Source organism: Streptomyces sp. NBC_01298, from assembly GCF_035978755.1.
Taxonomy (GTDB): domain Bacteria; phylum Actinomycetota; class Actinomycetes; order Streptomycetales; family Streptomycetaceae; genus Streptomyces.
The window spans coordinates 1,492,707-1,510,503 of sequence record NZ_CP108414.1; the positions used below are offsets into that span (position 1 = coordinate 1,492,707).

At 73.2% G+C, this 17,797-nt stretch carries 15 protein-coding genes; 12 read left to right on the plus strand and 3 right to left on the minus strand.

Features of this window, described 5'->3' with window-relative positions:
- Window positions 1-114: 114 nt before the first annotated feature.
- From OG730_RS06870 to OG730_RS06895, 6 genes are all read left to right on the plus strand, one after another.
- Entirely contained in the window at window positions 115-1,938 is a 1,824-nt protein-coding gene (locus tag OG730_RS06870) for an AMP-dependent synthetase/ligase (protein ID WP_327303357.1), read from the plus strand.
- A gap of 145 nt (window positions 1,939-2,083) precedes the next feature.
- Window positions 2,084-3,346 carry an ABC transporter substrate-binding protein gene (locus OG730_RS06875; protein ID WP_327303358.1) on the plus strand — a complete coding sequence of 421 codons (1,263 nt, stop codon included), beginning with the start codon at window positions 2,084-2,086 and terminating at the stop codon, window positions 3,344-3,346.
- Between the two features lie 16 nt (window positions 3,347-3,362).
- On the plus strand, window positions 3,363-6,311 hold the full coding sequence (locus OG730_RS06880; RefSeq protein WP_327303359.1) for an ABC transporter permease subunit: 2,949 nt from the start codon (window positions 3,363-3,365) through the stop codon (window positions 6,309-6,311).
- On the plus strand, window positions 6,308-7,081 hold the full coding sequence (locus tag OG730_RS06885) for an ABC transporter ATP-binding protein (protein WP_327303360.1): 774 nt from the start codon (window positions 6,308-6,310) through the stop codon (window positions 7,079-7,081). The genes OG730_RS06880 and OG730_RS06885 overlap by 4 nt, the downstream gene beginning before the upstream one ends.
- A 168-nt stretch (window positions 7,082-7,249) precedes the next feature.
- Window positions 7,250-8,098: an aldo/keto reductase gene (locus tag OG730_RS06890; RefSeq protein ID WP_327303361.1), complete on the plus strand. Its 849-nt coding sequence runs from the start codon at window positions 7,250-7,252 to the stop codon at window positions 8,096-8,098.
- A 7-nt stretch (window positions 8,099-8,105) separates the two neighbouring features.
- Window positions 8,106-8,573: an RICIN domain-containing protein gene (locus tag OG730_RS06895; RefSeq protein WP_327303362.1), complete on the plus strand. Its 468-nt coding sequence runs from the start codon at window positions 8,106-8,108 to the stop codon at window positions 8,571-8,573.
- 107 nt (window positions 8,574-8,680) lie between these two features.
- Here OG730_RS06895 and OG730_RS06900 read toward each other — a convergent pair whose 3' ends face one another.
- Entirely contained in the window at window positions 8,681-9,433 is a 753-nt protein-coding gene (locus tag OG730_RS06900; RefSeq protein WP_442815178.1) for a class I SAM-dependent methyltransferase, read from the minus strand.
- Between the two features lie 25 nt (window positions 9,434-9,458).
- Window positions 9,459-9,764, minus strand: coding sequence for a 4a-hydroxytetrahydrobiopterin dehydratase (locus tag OG730_RS06905; RefSeq protein WP_327303364.1), 306 nt, complete (start codon window positions 9,762-9,764; stop codon window positions 9,459-9,461).
- 219 nt (window positions 9,765-9,983) lie between these two features.
- On the opposite strand from OG730_RS06905, the gene OG730_RS06910 reads away from it, so the two are divergent.
- Together OG730_RS06910 and OG730_RS06915 are read left to right on the plus strand one after the other, a co-directional pair.
- Window positions 9,984-11,789, plus strand: a complete 1,806-nt coding sequence (locus OG730_RS06910) for a hydroxysqualene dehydroxylase (protein ID WP_327303365.1) — start codon at window positions 9,984-9,986, stop codon at window positions 11,787-11,789.
- Between the two features lie 37 nt (window positions 11,790-11,826).
- Entirely contained in the window at window positions 11,827-12,648 is an 822-nt protein-coding gene (locus OG730_RS06915; RefSeq protein ID WP_327303366.1) for a helix-turn-helix domain-containing protein, read from the plus strand.
- Here the strand turns inward: OG730_RS06915 and OG730_RS06920 are convergent.
- A complete protein-coding gene (locus OG730_RS06920; RefSeq protein ID WP_327303367.1) occupies window positions 12,634-13,056 on the minus strand; it encodes a hypothetical protein in 423 nt (140 codons plus the stop codon). The two genes, OG730_RS06915 and OG730_RS06920, sit on opposite strands and share 15 nt — an antisense overlap.
- 291 nt (window positions 13,057-13,347) lie before the next feature.
- Between OG730_RS06920 and OG730_RS06925 the strand changes: the two genes are divergently transcribed.
- The 4 genes from OG730_RS06925 to OG730_RS06940 all read left to right on the plus strand — a co-directional run bounded on the left by OG730_RS06925 (window position 13,348) and on the right by OG730_RS06940 (window position 17,768).
- Window positions 13,348-14,454 (plus strand): hypothetical protein, encoded by a 1,107-nt coding sequence (locus OG730_RS06925; RefSeq protein ID WP_327303368.1) that lies wholly within the window; start codon window positions 13,348-13,350, stop codon window positions 14,452-14,454.
- Window positions 14,451-15,029: a toxin-antitoxin system, toxin component gene (locus OG730_RS06930; protein ID WP_327303369.1), complete on the plus strand. Its 579-nt coding sequence runs from the start codon at window positions 14,451-14,453 to the stop codon at window positions 15,027-15,029. The genes OG730_RS06925 and OG730_RS06930 overlap by 4 nt, the downstream gene beginning before the upstream one ends.
- 104 nt (window positions 15,030-15,133) lie before the next feature.
- On the plus strand, window positions 15,134-16,582 hold the full coding sequence (locus tag OG730_RS06935; RefSeq protein ID WP_327303370.1) for an NAD(P)/FAD-dependent oxidoreductase: 1,449 nt from the start codon (window positions 15,134-15,136) through the stop codon (window positions 16,580-16,582).
- 7 nt (window positions 16,583-16,589) lie between these two features.
- The gene (locus OG730_RS06940; protein WP_327303371.1) at window positions 16,590-17,768 is read left to right on the plus strand and encodes an MAB_1171c family putative transporter; all 1,179 of its coding nucleotides are present in this window, start codon (window positions 16,590-16,592) and stop codon (window positions 17,766-17,768) included.
- The last annotated feature ends 29 nt before the right edge of the window (window positions 17,769-17,797 follow it).

Genomic DNA, 17,797 nt, shown 5'->3' on the forward strand with positions numbered 1-17,797 from the left:
TGGCCGCACCACCTGGCCGCACCGCTGGGGAGGTCTTGTGGAGGTCTGCCTTCCGCGATCACTGGCAGGTGGACGTGGGATAGCGTCGCCGCGCCGTACGGAGAGGAGCGGGCCTTGCACGAGACCACCGTCCCGCCGGTCGTCACGGGCTCACCCGTCGGCGGTCTGGCCGATGCCGTTTTCCTGCACGCCCGCGAGGACCCCGGCCGGGTCGTGCTCGGCCGGAAGTCGGACGGGGTCTGGGGCGACGTGACCTCCGGCGAGCTGGCCTCCGAGGTGCTCGGGCTCGCCAAGGGGCTGCTGGCGCAGGGCATCCGCTTCGGGGACCGGGTCGCGATCATGTCCCGCACCCGGTACGAGTGGACGCTCTTCGACTTCGCCCTGTGGGCGATCGGAGCCCAGCCCGTCCCCGTCTACCCCTCGTCCTCCGCCGAGCAGGTGCACTGGATCCTCTACGACTCCGAGTGCACGGCCTGCGTGGTGGAGGACGAGGACCAGGCCATGACCGTCGGGTCGGTGATCGAGCGGCTGCCGATGCTGCGCCGGCTGTGGCAGCTGGACGCCGGCGCCGTGGACGGGCTCGTCCGGGACGGGCTCCAGGTCGCCGAGGACGTCGTGCACCGCCACCGGAGCGCCGTGACGCCCGACGCGACGGCCACCGTCATCTACACCTCGGGGACCACCGGACGCCCCAAGGGCTGTGTGCTGACCCACGGCAATTTCATGTTCGAGGCCGACACGATGGTGACCCGCTGGGAGTCCGTCTTCCGGGCCGGGCCCGGTGAGCAGCCCTCCACCCTGCTGTTCCTGCCGCTCGCCCACGTCTTCGGGCGGATGGTGGAGGTGGCGGCCGTCCGCGCCCGGGTGAAGCTCGGGCACCAGCCGGTGCTGGCGGCGGCCGAACTCCTGCCGGACCTCGCCGCGTTCCGGCCCACGTTCGTGCTCGGGGTGCCGTACGTCTTCGAGAAGGTCTTCGCCGCCGCGCGCCGCAAGGCCGAGAGCGAGGGCCGGACGGGCCCCTTCGACCGGGCGGTGGACACGGCCGTACGGTACGCGGAGGCGCGCGAGGAGCGGGCGTTCGGCGTCGGGCCCGGGCCCTCGGCGAAGCTGCGCGTGGAGCACCAGCTCTTCGAGAAGCTGGTGTACGGGAAGGTCCGCGAGGCGCTGGGCGGCCGGGTGCGGTACGCGATGTCGGGCGGCTCCGCGATGTCGCGCCGGCTGGGGCTGTTCTTCGAGGGCGCCGGGGTCACGGTCTTCGAGGGCTACGGGCTGACGGAGTCCTGCGCGGCGGCGACCGCGAACCCTCCCGGGGCCGTCAAGTACGGCACCGTCGGGCGGCCTATCCCCGGCGGCACGGTGCACATCGCCGACGACGGGGAGATCTGGCTCCGGGGCGCCCACGTCTTCTCCGGGTACCTGAACGATCCGCACGCCACGGAGGCCGTCCTGCGGGACGGCTGGCTGGCGACGGGGGACCTGGGGCGCCTCGACGCGGACGGGTACCTCACGATCACCGGCCGCAAGAAGGAGATCCTGGTGACCTCCAACGGCAAGAGCGTCGCGCCGACCGCCCTGGAGGAGCGGGTCCGCTCGCATCCGCTCGTCTCGCAGTGCGTCCTGGTGGGCAACGACCGGCCGTACATCGCGGCCCTGCTCACCCTGGACATGGAGGGGGTCGCGCACTGGCTGGCGATGCGCGGCCGTCCCCGGCTGCCGGAGGCGGAGCTGGTGCTGGACCCCGATCTGACGGCGGAGGTCCGCCGGTCGGTGGTGGCGGCCAACACCCTGGTCTCCCAGGCCGAGTCGATCCGCACGTTCCGCGTCCTGGGCGAGCAGTTCACCGAGGAGCGGGGGCTGCTGACGCCCTCGCTGAAGCTGAAGCGGCGGGCCATAGAGAAGGTCTACGCCAAGGAGGTGGCGGCCCTCTACCCGTCCTGACGGGCGCCGCCGGCCCGGTCCGGCCCGATCCCGCCAACGGTCCGAACCGTTACCTGACGGGCCGTCACTTTACTTGTCGTTGATATTGACGATGCGTCAGGTCGCGCACAGAATGCGGGGATTCCGACCGGAGGGGATCCACCACATGTTGCGACCGATCCGCACCCTGGCCGCCGCGGCGGCGGCGCTCGCGCTCGTCTCCGCCTGCAACTCCGCCTCCAACGGCGCCTCCACCGACAAGCCGGGAACCGCCGGCACCTCCCGCGGGGTGACCAAGGACTCCATCAAGGTCGGCGGCATCGTGTCGATGACCAGCGCGAGCGGCTACAGCAAGAAGGCCACCGACCTCGGGGCGAAGGCCCGTTACGCGAGAGCCAACGCCGAGGGCGGGATCAACGGCCGCAAGATCGACTACATCGGCGCCGAGGACGACGGGCAGGACCCCGCCAAGAACCTGGCCGCCGCCCGCAAACTCGTCCAGCAGGACAAGGTGTTCGCGGTCTCCCCCATGAGTTCGGTCACCTTCAGCGGCGCCGATTTCCTGGAGCAGGAGAAGGTGCCCACCTTCGGCTGGGGCACGCTCCCCTCCTTCTGCGGCCCCAAGTACATCTACGGGTTCAACGGCTGCCTCGTCCCCACCCCCGGCGGCACCATCAACCAGACCTGGCCCGAGGGCATCGGACAGGTCCTCGGCGGCGCCGCGGGCAAGTCGGTCGCGATCATCGCCAACGACAGCGACGCCGGGAAGTTCGGCGTGCGCACCTTCCAGCAGGGCTTCACCAGCGCCGGGTTCAAGGTCTCCTACGCCAAGGCCTCGGTGCCCGGCACCGCCGTGCCGAGCGACTGGTCGGCGTACGTCAAGGAGATCCTGGAGAGCAACGACGGCAAGGCCCCGGACGCGGTGGTCTCCGTCATGCAGACCCCCAACAACATCGGGCTGTTCACCTCGCTCAAGCGCAGCGGGTACAAGGGACTGCTCTCCGACCCGACCGACTACGACCCGGGTCTGCTCGCCAAGGACGCCACCAAGCAGGCCCTCGACGGCGTGCACGTGCTGCTGCAGTTCGAGCCGTTCGAGTCGACGAACCCGAAGATGGACCAGTTCAAGGCCGACATCAAGGCCGCGTCGGGCGGGCTGGAGGTGCCGCTCAACATGCACATGCTGACCGGCTACATGTCGGCCGACCTGTTCGTGTCCATCGCGCAGAAGGCCGGCAAGGACCTGACCGTCGAGTCCTTCCAGGCCGCCGCGCAGAGCTTCTCCGACACCGACACCCTCGTCGGCAACCGCGCGGAGCCCAAGGGCCAGAAGGACAGCTTCGGCTGCGGGGCGCTCGTCCAGCTGAAGAACGGCGCGTACGAGGTCTCCGTACCGTTCAAGTGCTACGAGCCCATCCCCTTCAAGTAGGGGCGCGGGAAACGGAATGGGAGATCTGCTCGCCTTCGTACTGAGCGGTCTGGTGTCCGGCGCCCTGTACGCACTGCTCGCCACCGGGCTGGTGCTGTCGTACTCGGCGTCCGGGCTGTTCAACTTCGCGCATGGGGCCACCGCCTACCTCTGCGCGCTCACCTTCTACGAACTGCACTCCGGGCTCGGCTGGCCGGCCGTCCCGGCGGCGCTGCTGGTGGTCCTCGTGCTGGCGCCCGGGCTCGGATGGGCGCTGGACCGGCTGATGTTCCGGCGGCTCGCACGGGTCGGCGAGACGGCGCAGATCGTGGCCACCATCGGGCTCCTGGTCGCCCTGCCGGCGGCCGGGCTGTGGACGGTGGAACTCCTGACCGACGCGGGAGCTCCGCTCAAGCCCGCGGAGAACCAGTTCGGGCTGCCGGGGGTCGGGCCGAGCCCGGCCACGTCCTGGCAGCTCACCGCCGACGTGGGCATCGACTCCGACCAGCTGATCACCTGGGTGGCCACGGCCCTGGTGGCGGTCGCCCTGTGGGTGCTGATGCGGCACACCCGGCTGGGGCTGCGGCTGCGGGCCGCCGTCGACAACCGCTCGCTCACCGAGCTGCGCGGGATCGACGCCGACCGGCTGTCCTCGGTGGCGTGGATGATCGCCTCCGGGCTGGCCGGGCTCGCGGGCGTCCTGGCGACCCCGCTGCTGGGGCTGTCCGCGCACGATTTCACGCTGTTCCTGTTCGTGTCGGCCACGGCGGCCGTCATCGGGCGGTTCGCCTCCGTCCCGCTCGCCTTCGCGGGCGGTCTGGGGCTCGGCGTCCTGCAGAACCTGGTCGTCGGCTACGCCTCCTTCGCCGACTCCATCACCGGATTCAGGACGGCCGTGCCCTTCCTGATCCTGTTCGGGGGACTGCTCGTGCTCACCCGGCGGGCCCGCGCCGCCGGGACCGCCGCCGTGGACGTGGCCGCGCCCGACCATCTGGCCGGGGCGACGTGGGTGCGGCGGTGGGGGGTGTGGGCCGCGGGCGCGGTCCTGCTCGCCACGGCCTTCTACACCGTGACCACCCCCTTCTGGAGCGGGCTCCTCGCCCAGGGGCTCGCGCTGGCCCTGGTGTTCATGTCCTTCACCGTGGTCACCGGACTCGGCGCGATGGTGTCCCTGGCCCAGGGCACCTTCGTGACCGGGGCGGCTCTGGTCGCCGGACTGCTGATGAGCCGCGGGTGGCCGTTCATCGCGGCGCTGGCGGTCGGCACGTGCGTGGCCGCCGTCCTGGGAGCCCTGGTCGCGCTGCCCGCGCTACGCCTCGGCGGGCGCTCCCTGGCGCTGGCGACGCTGGCCCTGGCCTTCCTGGCGGACCAGGTGCTCTTCCAGATGCGGTGGCTGCGCAACGGCGACTCCGGGTGGTCCGTTCCGCGTCCCGTCATCGGGCCGGTGGATCTGTCCGACGACCGGGCGCTGGGGGTGGCGCTGGTCCTCCTGGTCGCGGCGGTCGCCGCCGGGCTGAGCGCGCTGCGGGGCTCCCCCTCGGGCCGGGCGATGCTCGCCGTACGGTCGGCTCCCGCGGCCGCGATGGCCTCCGGGGTGTCCGTGCTGCGCACCAAGCTGCTGCTGTTCACGCTGTCGGCGGGGCTGGCCGGCTTCGGGGGCGTCATGTACGCCTCGTACAACACCCGCATCACGGCCACGGACTTCACGGCGATGACCGGGCTGGTGTGGCTGGCGGTGGTCGTCGCGGCGGGCGTGCGCAGGCCGCAGTACGCGGTGGTGGCGGGGCTGGTCTTCGCCGTCGCTCCGCGGGTGATGGCGGACTACGTGACGGAGTCGGCGCACCTGCCGGTGATCCTGTTCGGCCTGGCGGGGTTGGCCCTGGCCAACGATCCCGACGGGTATTGCGCGGCGGTGCCGGTGCGGCTCGCGCGGCGTCGGGCGGGTTCCCGGGCGGGTGCCGCCGCCTTGGCCCCGGCCGGGGCCGGGGCCGGGGCCGGGGCCGGGGCCGGGGCCGAGGCCGGGGCCGAGGCCGGGCCTGCGCCCGGGCCCATGCCTGCGGCCCGGGGCGTCGGCAAGGCCGGGGCCGGCACTGTTCCCGCGGCCCGGGCCGGCGGCAAGGCCGGGGGTACTGTTCCCGCGGCCCGGGCCGGCGGTGGGGTCGGGGTGGGCCCTGCGGGGCTTTCCCCCACCCCGCCCCTTCCCGAAACCGGGGCTCCGCCCCGGGCCCCTTCGGGGGCTCCGCCCCCGAACCCCCGCTCCTCAAACGCCGGAGGGGCTGAATTGCCCGCAGCCGCGCCCGCCCTGGAGCTGCGCGGCGTCACCGCCGGGTACGACGGCGGGCTCGTGTTGCACGGCGTCGACCTCGTCGTGCGGCGCGGCGAGATCCTCGCCGTGCTCGGGCCCAACGGGGCCGGGAAGAGCACCGCCTGCCGGGTGGCGGCCGGGGCGCTGCCGGTCGCCGGCGGGACCGTGCTCGTCGGCGGGCGGGACGCCACGCGGGACGGCGCGGTGGGCCGCTCCCGGGCCGGGGTGCTGCTGGCGCCCGAGGGCCGGGGCATCTTCCCCTCGCTCAGCATCGAGGAGAACCTCGCCCTCTACCTGCGGGACGCGGCCGAACGCGACGCCGTCTACGACCGGTTTCCCCGGCTCCGCGAGCGGCGTACGGTCCCCGCCGGGTCGTTGTCCGGCGGGGAGCAGCAGATGCTGGCGCTCGCACCGCTGTTGCAGCGGCCGCCCGGGGTGCTGATCGCGGACGAGCCCTCCCTCGGGCTCGCCCCGCGCGTGGTGGACGAGGTGTACGGGCTGCTCATGGAGCTCCGCGCCGCCGGGACCGCGTTGCTGCTCGTGGAGGAGAAGGCGGCCGAGATCCTCGGGATCGCCGACACCGTCGCCTACCTCGCGCAGGGCCGGGTCTCCTGGTGCGGCCCGCGCTCCGAGGTGGAGGCGGACCGGCTGACCGAGGCCTACCTGGGGATGGCGACATGAGAGAGGACCCCTATGTGCTCGAGGCCCGTGGCATCAGTGTCCGGTTCGGCGGGGTCAGGGCGCTGACGGGCGTGGACCTGGGGATCCGGGCCGGCGAGGTGTGCGGGCTGATCGGGCCGAACGGGGCCGGGAAGACCACCCTGTTCGACGTGCTGTCCGGGATCCGGCGGCCCGACCAGGGCCGGATGCTGCTCGACGGGGTGGACGTCACCCGGCGCTCCCCCGTCTGGCGGGCCCGGCACGGGATGCGCCGGACCTTCCAGCGCCAGCAGTTGTTCGGGCAGCTCAGCGTGGCCGACAACGTCCTGGTCGCGCAGGAGTGGCGGGGCGGGGGCGGCGGTCTCGCGGCCGATCTGGTCGCCTCGCCCTCCCGGCGCCGCCGGGAGCGGGAGCGGCGGGAGCGGGCCGCGCGGGTGCTGGCCGACTGCGGCATCGGCGCGCTCGGGGACTCGTACGCCGGCGGGCTGCCGGTGGGGCGGGCCCGGATGGTCGAGCTGGCCCGCGCCGTGGCCGATCCGCCCCGGGTGCTGCTCCTGGACGAGCCCGCGTCGGGCATGTCCGCGCCCGAACGCGAGCAGCTGGCGGCCGTCGTGCGCCGGCTCGCCGGGGAGGAGGGCTGCGCGGTACTGCTGGTCGAGCACAACGTGGCCTTCGTGATGGACCTCTGCACCCGGGTGGTCGTCCTGGACCTGGGCACCGTGCTCGCCGAGGGCACGGCCGCCGAGGTACGGGCCGACCCGCTGGTCCGGGAGGCGTACCTGGGGGCGTAGGGCCACGGGCCCGTTCCTGTTCCCGTTCCTGTCCCTGCTCCTGCTCCTGCTCCTGTCCCTGTCCTGTTTCCGCCGTATGAATTCACCCGTACGGCGGGAATAGGCCACACCGGGGCCCGGTTGTCGCCGGTCGTACAGCACCAGCGACGACCAGAGGGAACGACCGACGTGAACCAGGTCCCCGGCATCAAGCTCAACAACGGCACGCTCATGCCCCAGCTCGGCTACGGCGTCTGGCAGGTTCCGGACGCCGAGGCGGAACAGGCCGTCCGGACCGCACTGGAAGCGGGCTACCGCAGCATCGACACGGCCGCGATCTACGGCAACGAGGAGGGCACCGGCAAGGCCATCGCCTCCGCCGGTGTGCCGCGCGAGGAACTCTTCGTCACCACCAAGCTGTGGAACGGGAAGTCCGAGACCTGGGGCCGGGACAACGTGCTGCGCGAGTTCGACGCCTCGCTCGCCAAGCTGGGCCTCGACGAGATCGACCTGTACCTGATCCACTGGCCGCGCCCGATGCGCGACGACTTCCTCGCCATCTGGAAGACCTTCGAGGAGATCGCGGCGAGCGGCCGCGCCAAGGCCGTCGGCGTGTCCAACTTCCGTCCCGCCGACCTGGAACGGCTCGGCGCCGAAAGCTCCCTGGTCCCGGCGGTGAACCAGATCGAGCTCCACCCGCTGCTCCCCCAGACCGAGCTGCGCGCCCTGCACGCGCGCCTGGGCATCGCCACCGAGGCCTGGTCCCCGCTCGGCCAGGGCAAGGACCTGCTCACCCTGCCCGCCGTCACCGCGATCGCCGCCAAGCACGGCCGCTCGGCCGCGCAGGTGGTCCTGCGCTGGCACCTCCAGCTGGGCAACGTGGTGATCCCGAAGTCCGTGACCCCGGCGCGCATCCGGGAGAACCTGGACGTCTTCGGCTTCGAGCTGGACGCCGCGGACGTGGCCGCGCTGGACGCGATCGGCGCGGACGGGGCGGGCCGCCGGATCGGTCCCGACCCGGCCGAGTTCGACTTCTGAGCCGCCGGTGAGCGAGCCCACGAGCGGGACGGCGAAAGAACCGGCGCGCGATACGCCGGAGGCGCCCGACGGCGTCTACCGGATCCGCAATGCCGCGAGCGGGCTGCTGCTGCAGGTCGAGAGCGGCAACCGGGTCCGGGTCGGGCCGGACGGCGAGCCGGCCGCGGCCAGGCAGTGGGAGATCACTCCGGTGCACAGCGGCGGCGGGATCTTCCACCTGGTCAGCGTCCACAACGGCAAGCGGCTCGACGTCGCGAACGCCTCGACCGAGAGCGGATCCCGGGTCCAGGTGTGGAAGGCGAACGCCTTCGGGGCGCAGGAGTGGGTCGTGGAGGAGCACCTCGACGACCCCGGTGTGGTCTCGCTGATCGCCGCCATCAGCGGTCTGCCGCTGGAGGCGGACGCGGAGGGCGGGGCCCGGCAGTGCGAGGACACCGACTCCCCGGCACAGTGGTGGCGCCTGGAACCCGCCTGACGGACGGCGGGAAGCGGGCGCAGGGGCGACGGGCGGCGGGCGGCGGGCGGCGGAGAGCACGGGTGGCCGGCAGTCACCCGCCGCCCCTGCCTCGCCCACCCCGCCCGTCAGGCCCGTACGAAGCCGTGCAGCCGGTACGTCGGCTCCGCGCGCGGGGTGTCCGGTCCGGGCAGGGCTTCCAGCCGGTCCGCGAGTTCGCGCGGGGTGATGCCGCGCGGGTGGACCCGGGAGGCGTACCGTCCGGCGAGCAGCGCGGCGGCGGCCCCGCGCGGGGTGCGGCCCTGGCCGTGGCCGGTGAAGAGGGCTTCGCCGGCGGGGCGCAGGCCCACCGCCGCCGCATGGCCGGTGACGGCCTCGGCGGAGTCGGCGGGGGTCGCGGTGAGGTGCTCGGCGAGCACGGCGTCGATATCGCTGCCCACGTCGTGGGCAGCGGCCTTGTCGACCGTGGTGACGAACACCCCGCCGGGCCGCAGCACCCGCCCGGCCTCGGCGATCACGGCGGCCACCAGGCCCGGTGAACGCAGCAGGTGCAGCAGCCAGACCGCGCCCACCGCGTCGAGCGAGCCCGTGCGCAACGGCAGCCGGGTCCCGGAGGCCAGCACCACGGGGATCCCCCGGGAGCGCGCCATGGCGGCCATCCCGTACGAGGTGTCCGCGCCGAGGACGCGCAGCCCCGGGCGGGCGGCGGCGATGCGGGTGGTGACGATGCCCGTGCCGCAGCCGAGGTCGAGCAGGGTGCCGGTGTCCGGCGGGAGCAGGCCGAGGACCGCCGCTGCGGCGGCCTCGGCGCGCGGGACCCCGCCGCGGGTGGCGTCGTAGGCCTCGGCTTCGGCGTCGTAGTCGAGGAACGGTCGCGGCATGGGCATCAGGTGTGTGCTTCCGGGATCAGGCGGCGCCGTGCGCGGGAGCCAGGGATTCGACGCGCTCGGCGAGAGCGAAGTCGGCGTCGGTGACGGAGTCTCCGGCGTCGTGCGTGTTCACGGCCAGACGGACGGTGTTATAGCCGAGGGTGAGATCGGAGTGGTGGTTCAACTCATCTTGCACGCTTGCGATATGGCTGACCAGCGCGCTCGCCGCGAAGTGGCTGCCCAGCCGGTAGGTGCGGATGATGCGGTCGTCCTCGAAGGCCCAGCCGGGGAGCTCCCGCAGCCGGTCCTCGATCTCCTTCTGCGAAAGCGGCTCTCTCGACATCCGCAGACTCCTTCCCCGTACACGAAGTACACGACGTACACGACTGCCCGATTGACCTGACGTGGAGTCAAGGTTCCCACAGCCTGGGCCGGAGGGAGGGTTTCGCGCCATAGTGCGTGCGGGTACTTCCGCGCCTTCCGTGACCATCGCGCCGCCCCTATGCTCCTGCGCCGGACGTGACTGTTACCGCTGGTAACTGACGATCGAGGGAGCATCTACGTGACGCGCACAGGAAACTCCAGGCGCACCTTCATCACGGGGGCCGCCGCCACCGCGGGCGCGTTATCGGCCGCCGGGATCCTCCCGGCCACGGCCGAGGCCACCACCACCGGAGCCGCCACCGCCGGACCCGCCGCGGCCGGCCAGGCGCGCCGGGTGGCCGTCCTCGGCGGCGGGGTCGCCGGTCTCACCGCCGCGCACGAGCTGGCCGAGCGCGGCTACGCCGTCACCGTGTACGAGCGCCGGGCGCTCGGCGGCAAGGCGCGCAGCATGGACGTCCCCGGCAGCGCCCGGGGCGGCCGCCGCCCGCTCCCCGCCGAGCACGGCTTCCGCTTCATCCCGGGGATCTACCACAACCTGCCGGACACGATGCGGCGCATCCCCTTCCCCGGCAACGCCAACGGGGTCTGGGACAACCTGGTCGCCCCGCGCGAGATGATGTTCGCCCGGGCGGCCGGCCGCGAGGACCTGCGCGCACCCATCCCCTGGCCGGAACGCTCCCCCGCCGAGCTGACCCCCGACGAGCTGCGCCGGGCCCTCACCGGCATCCTCCAGTCGCTGGTCCGCCTCCCGCTCCACGAGACGGCCTACTTCGTCGACCGCGCCCTGGTCTTCCTCACCAGCTGCGACCAGCGGCGCGACGAGCAGTGGGAGCGCACCCCGTGGTGGGAGTTCACCCGGGCCGCCCGGATGTCGAGCGAGTACCAGCGGATCCTCGCCATCGGCGTCACCCGCAACATCGTGGCCACCAAGGCGGAGGAGGCCTCGACCCGCACCGTCGGCACGCTCGGCGAGGCCTTCGTCTTCAACCTGCTGGGCCGCGGCGCCGACGGCCCGCCGGACCGGATCCTGAACCTGCCCACCAACGAGGCGTGGATCGACCCGTGGGAGGCCCATCTGCGCACGCTGGGCGTGGAGTTCAGGATCGGCTGGACGGTGCGCGAGGTGCGGTACGGGGACGGCCGCGTGAGCGGGGTCCTCGTCGAGGACCCCGCCGGAGCCACCCGGACGGTCACCGCCGACCACTACGTCAGCGCCCTGCCGGTCGAACACGCCCGCCGCACCTGGAGTCCGGCGCTGCGCGCGGCCGATCCGATGCTCGGGCGGTGCGACCTGCTGCAGACGGACTGGATGACCGGCATCCAGTTCTACCTGACCGAGCGCGCTCCCCTGGTGCACGGCCACCTCAACTGCATCGACTCCCCCTGGTCGTTGACGGCGATCCAGCAGGCCGAGCACTGGCCGTCGCGGGACTTCCCCGCCGACTACGGGGACGGCGCGGCCGTGGACTGCCTGTCGGTGGACATCTCCGAGTGGGACAAGCCCGGGATCCTCTACGGGAAGACGGCCAAGCAGTGCACCCGCGAGGAGGTCGCCCGCGAGGTGTGGGCGCAGCTGAAGGCCTCGCTCAACGACACCGGGAAGACCCTGCTGTCGGACGGAAAGCTGCACTCGTGGTTCCTGGACCCGGGGGTGGACGGGCTCGGCACGCCCCGTCCGACCAACCAGGACGAGCTGCTGATCCACCCGACCGGGACCTTCCACAACCGGCCGAGCGCCGGCACCCGGATCCCGAACTTCTTCCTCAGCGGGGACTACGTGTCCGTCGACATCGACCTGGCGACGATGGAAGGGGCCAACGCCTCGGCCCGTGCGGCCGTCAACTCCCTCTTGGACAGGGATGGTTCACCGGCCACCCGGTGCACGGTGCGGGGGCTCTACCGGGCCCCCGAGGTGGAGTCCGCCAAGCGGCACGACCTGTGGCGCTACCGTCTCGGCCTGCGGAACGTGTTCGACGTGGGGTAACCGGGCCACCGTCCCCCGGCTGGGCTAACGTCGCGGTATGACGACCGCTGCGTCCTTGACGGTAGGCGCCCTGCTGCGCACCTGGCGGGAACGGCGCGGGCTCAGCCAGCTGGAGCTGGCGGGCCGCGCTGATTCCTCCTCCCGGCACATCAGCTTCGTGGAGACGGGCCGGTCCCGGCCGAGCGAGGAGATGGTGCTGCGCCTCGCGGACCACCTGGAAGTCCCGGTGCGCGACCGCAACGCCCTTCTCGTGGCGGCGGGTTACGCGCCCAAGTACGCCCACACCCCGCTCGACGACCCCTCGATGAACGTGCTGCGCGAGGGGCTGGAGCAGCTGCTGACCGCCTACGAGCCGTATCCGGCGCTGGTGGTGGACGCCACGTACGACGTGGTGGCCGCCAACCAGGGCATCCTGATGCTGATGGAGGGCATGCCGGAGCACCTGCTGGCCGGTCCGCTCAACGCGATGCGGCTGACCCTGCACCCGGAGGGCCTCGCCCCCCGGATCCGCAACCTGCGCGAGTGGCGCGGACACCTGCTGGCCCAGATGGAGCGGCAGATCGCGCTGGCCCGGTCGGCGCCGCTGCGCGCGCTGTACGAGGAGGTGTCGGCCTATCCGCCGCCCGCGGGGGCGCAGGCATTCGGCGAGGACGGCCCGTACGGGGACGGCCCGGTCGAGGCCGTCGCGTACCTCGCGCTCCCCCTGCGGATCGAGCACGACGGGCACCTGCTCTCCTTCGTGTCCTCCATCTCCACCTTCAACACCCCCATGGACGTGACGGTCGCCGAGCTGGCCATCGAGACCCTCCTGCCGGCCGACCCGGCGACGGTGAAGTACCTGCGGTCACTGGCGCCCTGAGCCCGCGCGCAGCGCGAGCTGCTGGAAGAGGGCGAAGGAGGCGACGGTGAGCGCCTGCGCCGGGATCCACACCGCCCCGGCGGTGGTGGGCGCGAACCAGACGACGAGGGAGACGAGGCTGAGCGCGGCCCAGGCGTAGTTGCCCTCGATGACGAGCCGGACGGGGAAGACCGGGGGCTGCCGTCGCGAGGCCAGCAGGCCGACGCCCGCCCCGTAGAGCAGCAGGAACACCCCGAGTCCCAGCAGCAGCCCCTGCCCGACTCCGAGCAGCCGACCGAGGGGCGCGGAGAAGGCGACGTAGGCGAGCCCGTTGCCGGTGGTGACGACGGAGTCGAGGGCGAGGAAGCGGCGTAGCGCGGTCCCGGGGACGGCGGTACGGGCTACGGCGGTGAGCAGGGTTGCGGACATGGCGGATCAGCCTCCGTCGAGGGTTGGTTGCGCTGGTGGGGTACGGAAGACCCGGGCCCCGGAGCCGAGTGCGCGGCCCCGGAACCCGATGGCTCCACTGTGCCGCCGGGGCCCGCACCGGTCGATTACCTGGGACGTCATGGGCACCCTTGGGCCCCACTGGGCCCCACCTTTTTTGAGCTGGACGGAAAGAAAGGTGGGGGGTGCTCCTGTTCGGCCACTCACCGGGGGGCTAGGCTTCACGCAGAGCAACCACATCGAACCTTCTCTCTGCTGACGGAGAAACGCCTGGTGCGCGCCGCCCACCGATCCGACCTGGCCGCGGCCTGGGCCCGCGTCGTGGCGTCGGCGGAGCGACACGGCCAGGACCCGGACCGCGTGCTCGCCGTGGAACGGCTCAGCCACCTGTCCGGAGTCGCACCGGAGCGCGTCCCCGCGGTGCTGACGGGGAACGCCGCCGAGCTCCCGCTCTGCGCCCGGGTGCACCAGCGCTTCCTGCGGCTGCGCGCCACCCGGCGCGACAAACACGGCAAGGAGTGGTCGCTCGCCGCGATCGCCGAGGACTTCGACGCCCCCGGCGCCTCCCTCGGCCCGCTCAACGCGGGCACCGGACTGCCCCGGCTCGGCCATGCGGCGGGGGTGCAGCGGTTCTTCGGGGTCTATCCCGGATTCCTGCTCGCCGACAGCAAGAGCGCGGTGGAGCGGGTCCTGGCCACCGCCGGGCCCGGCGGCCGGGCCGAGGGAGCCCCGGACGACCTCGAACGCCTCTCGTACCTCACCGGCATCACCCCGGAGGACATCCGGCTCACGCTCGACGGCACACCGCCCCGGCCCCCGCTCAAGGAACAGGTGCGCCGGCGCTTCGAGCACCTGCGCCGCACCCGCCCCCGTGCGGACGGACAGGCCCACTCCCTCTCCGCCATCGCCGGCTCCTTCGACGCCTCGGGCCAGTCGCTGACCCGCCTCGCCCAGGGCGAGGGGCTCCCCAACCTGGCGGCGGCCGCCGGGATCCAGCGCTTCTACGGAGTCGAGAGCGGCTTCCTGCTGGCCCCGGACAGCGAGGCGCTGAGCGCCACCCTCGCCGGGATCGAACGCGAACTGGAATCCGCGGAACGGCCCGCCGAGAACCCGATGCTCGCCGTGATGCGGGCGCACGACGTGCGCAGCATCGTGACCCGGGCGGGCCGGCTCTCCCCGGGCGGCTGGAAGGCCCTGGCGGACCACCTGGACGATCTGCTCGCGCGGGAGGGGCAGTTGGGCCGCCCGGCCGTCCCGAGCCAGTCGGTCGTCCCGAACCGCTCCGCCCTCCCGAGCCGCCCGGACGGCAACGGCCGCACCGACGGCACCAGCGGCACCAGCGAAACCGACGACCGCAGTGCCGAAGGGGGAGCGCGATGAGGACCACACGGGCCATGCGGAAACTCGGCGCGGATCTGCTGGCGGCGGCGCGCCTGGCTCCGAACACGGACGCCCCCGGCATCATCGGCGGCCTGTGCGCGGCGTACGGTCGCGGCCGCGACCGCGACCGCGACCGCGACCGGCCGGTGCTGTTCCGCTTCGCCGCCTTCCCGCCCGATACCGCGAGCGGGCTGTGGCTGGAGATGGAGGACCGCGACCTCCTCGTCATCGAGGAGCGCACCCGCCCCGAGCACCAGCTCGTCATCGCATGCCACGAGCTGTGGCACCTGGACGAGGGCACCTGCGACCGGCACGGCGAGGGCATGGCGGTGGCCGCCCGGCTGACCGGCCGCGGCGGCGGCCTGGCGGAGCTGCTGCACTCCGAGGAAGGGCTGAGCACCGTACTGCGGCAGGCGGCCGCCCGGGCCGACGGCAGCGATCCCGCGGAGATCCGCGCGGAGACCTTCGGCCTGCACCTCGGAAAGATCCTCAAGACCTTCCTGCCACCGCCCCGGGAAGAACAGGTACCCGAGGCGATCGAGCGCATCAAGACCTCGTTCGGCTGTGGACGTTGAGCGGGCCCCGGAGCACGCCCCCCGGCGGCTGACCACCGCCTTCCCGCCGACGCACCTACTTCGCCGATGCGCACGCGCACGGCCCTGACAGAGAGCACCACACGATGACCCAGTCTTCCCCGCCCCGCCACGCCCAGTCTTCCCCGCCCCGCCACGCCGTCGTCATCGGAGGCAGCATGGCCGGCCTCCTGGCGGCCGCCGTCCTCGCCGAGCACGCGACGGTCACCATCATCGACGCGGACACCCTGCCCGAGCTCCCGGAGCCCCGGCGCGGACTTCCGCAGGCCCGCCACGTCCACGTCATGTGGTCGGGCGGCGCCCGCGCCATCGCGGACATCCTGCCGGGCATCATGGAGGACTGGACGAAAGCGGGCGCGATCCGCCGCAGCCTGCCCACCGACCTGGTCACGAAGACCGCCCAGGGCTGGATCCCCCGGTACGGGGAGAAGCAGTTCAACATCTCCTGCAGCCGCGACCTCCTCGACTCGGTGGTGCGCGCCCGGGTGATCGCCCTGGAGGGGGTCACCACCCTCCAGCGCAGCCGGGTCCGCTCCCTGGAGGGCACCGCCGCGCGGATCACCGGCGTCCGCGTCGACACCCCGGAGGAAGAGGGCCGGCTGATCACCGCCGACCTGGTGGTCGACGCGAGCGGCCGCGGCTCGCGGGCCCGCACCTGGCTCCAGGCGCTCGGCGTGGACGGCATCCGGCAGGCAGAGGTCGACTCCGGCCTGGTCTACGCGACCAGGATCTTCGAGGCCCCCGCCGGAGCCCACGAGATCGGCTTCCCCATCGTCAACGTGCAGTCCGACCCCCGGGTCCCGGTCCCCGGTCAGACCGCGACGATCGTCCCCATCGAGAACGGCCAGTGGCAGGCCACCCTCTCCGGGACGCGGGGCGGCCAGCCCACCGGCGACCCCGACGAGTTCATCCCGTTCGCCAAGGGCATCCGCGACCCGATCGTCGGCGAGCTCCTGGAGGGCAGGAAGCCGCTGACCGACGTCGCCGTCACCCAGGGCACCGCCAACCGCCGGCTCTTCTTCGAGAAGGCCGAGCTCCCCGACGGCTTCTTCGCGGTCGGTGACTCGGTCGCCACCTTCAACCCGCTCTACGGCCAGGGCATGACGGTCGCGGCCCAGGGCCTGCTCGCCGTCCGCGCCCTGCTGCGCTCCAAGGGCGGCCTGGCCCACCCCGCCCTCGGCATGGAGGCGCAGCGCGCCCTCGCCCCGCAGGTGGCCACCGCCTGGGAGCTCGCCACCTCGCAGGACATCCTGTACCCGGGCGCCACCGGCATGCGGCCGCGCACCGGCGCCGGCCTGCTCAACTCCTACGTCTCCCGGCTGATGACCGGTGCCACCACCCGGGAGGGGCTGACCGACGCCTTCCTTGAGGTCATCACCATGACCAGCCCGCCCACCCACTGGGTCAGGCCCTCGGTGGTCTGGCAGGTCCTGCGCGCCTCGGAGCGGGGCGCGCTCAAGGCCCCGCCGCTGACGGCGGCCGAGCGGAGCGTCGCGGGACTGGATCAAGAGGCCGACCCCGTCGAAGCCCGCTAGCCGCCCGATGTCGGACGGGCTCATCCTCTACGTGCCGGGGTTCGTGATCGTCCTGGCACTGGTCATCAAGGCTCCGACGCTGCGCGACGGCTGGGACCAGCCGTTGATACGTGCCGTGTGCACGCTGCTCGTCGTCGGTTCCCTCGCCATGTTCCTGTCCGGTCCGCCGACGATCGCCGCGGTCAACCGCCTCACCGGAGTCGTCAACTTCTCGGCTCCCCTGGTCTACAGCGTGCTCACCGCGTTCTCCGCGTCCTGCATCGTGCTGGTCCTGCACTGGGGCGGCGGCCCGACCCCGGGCGTCCTGCGGGCCACCCGGATCACGGTGGTGGCGTACGGCGCCGTCGTGGTGACGATCGTCTTCCTGTTCGTCATGGGGGACGCGCCGGTGGAGCGGCTGCGGGACCTGGACACGTACTACGCCAACACCCCGTGGATCCGCGAGATGATCGCGCTCTACCTGACCGCCCACGCCGTGGGCAGCACGGCGCTGTCCCTGCTGTGCTGGAAGTGGCTGCGGCGCGTGGACCCGGCGCTACGGGCCCTGCGCACCGGGCTGGCGCTGCTGATGTTCGGCATGGTGATGGACGTGGGCTACCTCGTCGCGAAGTGGGCGGCGGTCGGAGCCCGCTGGTCGGGCCGCGACTGGGACGGGCTGTCCACCTACCTCGCGCCGCCGCTCGCCTCCGCGGCGGCCCTGCTGGTGGGGATCGGGTTCATCGTGCCCCTGGTCGGCGAATCGGCGGCCTGGCAGGACTACAGCCAGTACCGCCGGCTGCGGCCGCTGTGGAAGGCCCTGAACGGCTTCGCCTCGTCCAGTGTGAGGACGGTCCCGCTGACCTGGTGGTCCCCGGTGGGGATCCGGCTGATCCACCGCGAATCGGTGATCGACGACGGGCTGCTGGCGCTCGCCTCCTGGTTCGACCCCGCCGTCCGGCGCGAGGCCTACGAGGCCGCGCTCGCCCGGGGCCGGTGCGAGCGGGGCGCCGCCCTGGTGGCCGACGCGGCCGTGCTCGCGGTCGCGTGCCGGCGCCGGACCGCCGCCGGCCGGGTGGAACCGGGCCCGGGCCGCGGTCCCGCCGAGCCCTGCCGCCTCGGGTCCCGGCCGCTGACGGAGCTGGCCCGGGAGTTCCACACCTCGCCCATCGTGGCGGAGGCCCGCCGCCGGGCCGCGGCCCGCCTCTGAGCCGGGCGCCGCCGGGGTGCCCCCGGACC